This window comes from Streptomyces bambusae (assembly GCF_019400985.1).
Lineage (GTDB): Bacteria > Actinomycetota > Actinomycetes > Streptomycetales > Streptomycetaceae > Streptomyces > Streptomyces bambusae_A.
The window spans coordinates 1-2,619 of sequence record NZ_WTFF01000549.1; the positions used below are offsets into that span (position 1 = coordinate 1).

Here is a 2,619-nt window from a genome sequence, read left to right on the forward strand (position 1 = left end):
TTATCCGGGGGGTAGCCCGCGCCCTGGTGACCGGTCGTCAGGGCCAGCAGGGGCGGTTCCGGGGGCTTGCAGACCTCCGTCGCCGTCCAGCACCGACCGGGCCTCGGCATGACGGCCCGACAGGCGCAGCGCGCGGGCGTGCCACACCGCCGCCTCGGTCCGGCCGCCCACCGGCACCGGCTCGTGCGGCCGCAGCCCGCTCTCCGCGTGGCCGGCCACCGCCTCCTCCAGCCGCCCGGACACCACCAGCGCCTTGTGGTGCAGGATGCGCAGGCCCGCCGGCCCGTCGAAGTCCGCCGTCAGCCGGCGCAGCGAGCGCAGCGACCGGGCCGGTCGCGTGTACAGGCCGCTGGTCACCGACCGCGCCAGCGTCTCCAGGTCCGCCAGATCGAGCCGGGGCGCGTTCTCCAGGTGGGCGGCCAGCGGCCGGCCCGCCTCCGGGTCCGCGCGCAGCGCGTCCAGCGCCCGCTCCAGCGCGGCACTGCGCCAGCCGGCCCCGGCCGCGTGGTGCACCAGGGCCCGCACGGCCGGCCGGGCGAACCGGAAGCGCGTACAGGAGCCGTCCGCCCGCAACAGCCCTTCCCCGTACAGCTCGTCGAGGCCGCGCAGCGCGTCCTCCAGCGGCAGGCCGGCGGTCCGGGCGACGGAGGCCGCGGTGAACGGGTCGCCCAGCACCGCCCCGGCGCAGGCGCTGCGCCAGCCGAGCGACGACAGCGTGTGCAGGTCGATCGCGTCCCGGCCGAGCACCGGCGGAACGCCCTCGGCCAGGTCCGCGCTCCCGTGCACGACGCGGCAGCGGCCGCCGGGGACCACGCCCCGGGCCAGGGCGTGCAGCAGCCCGGGCACGCCTCCCGCGTCGCGCAGCGCGAGTTCCACGGCCAGCGGCGCCATGCCCGCCGGCAGCAGCCCGCGGGCGTCGGCCTCGGGCAGCGGGCGCAGCTCCAGGTGGCGGACGTCCGAGGAGTCGTACGGTACGGCCGACAGGTGGCGGCCCGCGGGCACGGTGCGGTGGGCGAAGACGGTCAGCACCCGGCCGGCGGGCGGATGGCGGACGAGGTGGTCGACGAGGTCGAAGACCTCCGGGCCCGCCCGGTGCACGTCGTCCAGCACCAGCAGCAGCCCGCCCGGTGCGGCCAGCCGGCCGATCAGGGCGCGCACCGCGCGGATCACGGCGTACGGCTCGGGCTCCGCGTCGGCCGCGGCCAGCGTGCCGAGCGCGGGGAAGAGGGGGGCGAGCGCCCGCGTGTTGACGGCGCCGATGTCGTCGAACAACGAGCCGTCGGCCCGGGCCAGATGGTCGTCCAGTGCGTCGACGAGCACGTCGAACGGGCGGCGGCCGCCGGCCCGGGGGGCGCGGCCGGCGGCCACCGCCCAGCCGTCCTGCCGTGCCGAGACGGCCAGCTGCCGCAGCAGCCGGCTCTTGCCGATCCAGGGCTCGCCGGTCACCCGGACGAACCGCGGACTCTCCCGGGCCAGCCTCAATTGCCTCTGCAGCACGGCGAGATCCCGGATCCGTGCGGCGGTCAACGGCTGCTGCAACAACACAGCAACCCCCTCCTTGCGTACCTGGTCAATGGTCCACTCCCCCACCCAGCAGCCTGGCTCATTCGGCACCTGGTGACCAATGTCCGCGAGTCGGACACAAGCTGCGTGGCAGCAACTGCGATCGCGTCTCGGACAGGGGTCTCCCTGACGGGCGGCAGATGTCCGGTGGTTCCCCTACGCACCGGCTCGACGCACCCGAGAACCGGCTCCGCGCCATTGCGGTGATGCCAGGTCAGAGGCGGGGGCGGGGAGGAATATCCCCGACTGGTGCAAGAGTGGGAGACATCGCACGATGGGGCAAGTCGTCCCGGTCCACGCCGGCGGGTTTCTTACAGGGGTGCCGGTCGTGGCACGCGGGCACGCGTACCTGGTCGCACGGGCGCGCGGACGCGCCTGCTCGCACGGCCGTTCCCGGTCGCGCGGACGCGCCTGGTCGCGCCTGGTCGCGCCGACGCGCCGTCGGCGCACCGACGCGTCCGCCTGCGTCGGCGCGCGTCGGGCGCCCGCGTTCACGCGTCAACCGCGTTCCTGCGGTCCTGCGCGCCCGTCCTTCGTCGTCCCTCTCGCGTCCGAGGAGCCCTTTCCATGCGCACACGACTCGGCTATGCGTCGGGCTCCTTGGTGACCGGTGCCTTCAACACCCTGCCGGGCCTGCTGCTGCTGCCCTACCTCACCGACACGCTGGGCGTGGGGGCGGCGGCGGCCGGCGCGGCCGTCCTGCTGCCCAAGGCCTGGGACGTCCTGCTCACGCCCGTGGCCGGGCGGGTCGGCGACCGGGCGCACGGCCGGCGGGCCGGGGCCCGGCACGCCTTCGTCCTCGGCGGCGGCCTGGCCGTCGCCGCCTCGTTCGCCCTGATGTTCGCGGGGTTCGCCACGGGCGCGGCGGGAGCGCTGTGGGCGGCCGGCGGGTTCCTGCTCACGGCGACCGCCTTCGCCTTCTTCCAGGCCGCGTACGCAGCGCTGCCCGCCGAGCTCTCCGCGGACCCGCAGACCCGGCTGCGGCTGGTCGGCGGGCGCGTGGCGGGCCTGGCCGTGGCCGCCCTCGTCGCCGGAGCCGCGGCGCCGGCCGTGGTC

Annotated in this window: 2 protein-coding genes; one reads left to right on the forward strand and one right to left on the reverse strand. The window is 76.6% G+C overall.

The window, feature by feature from the left end; all coding sequences use genetic code 11:
* Entirely contained in the window at nucleotides 1-1,545 is a 1,545-nt protein-coding gene (locus GPJ59_RS39005) for an AAA family ATPase (protein WP_219672204.1), read from the reverse strand.
* 585 nt (nucleotides 1,546-2,130) lie between these two features.
* On the opposite strand from GPJ59_RS39005, the gene GPJ59_RS35405 reads away from it, so the two are divergent.
* Nucleotides 2,131-2,619, forward strand: a 489-nt coding sequence (locus GPJ59_RS35405; RefSeq protein WP_219672207.1) for an MFS transporter, incomplete at its 3' end; no start/stop codon positions are given.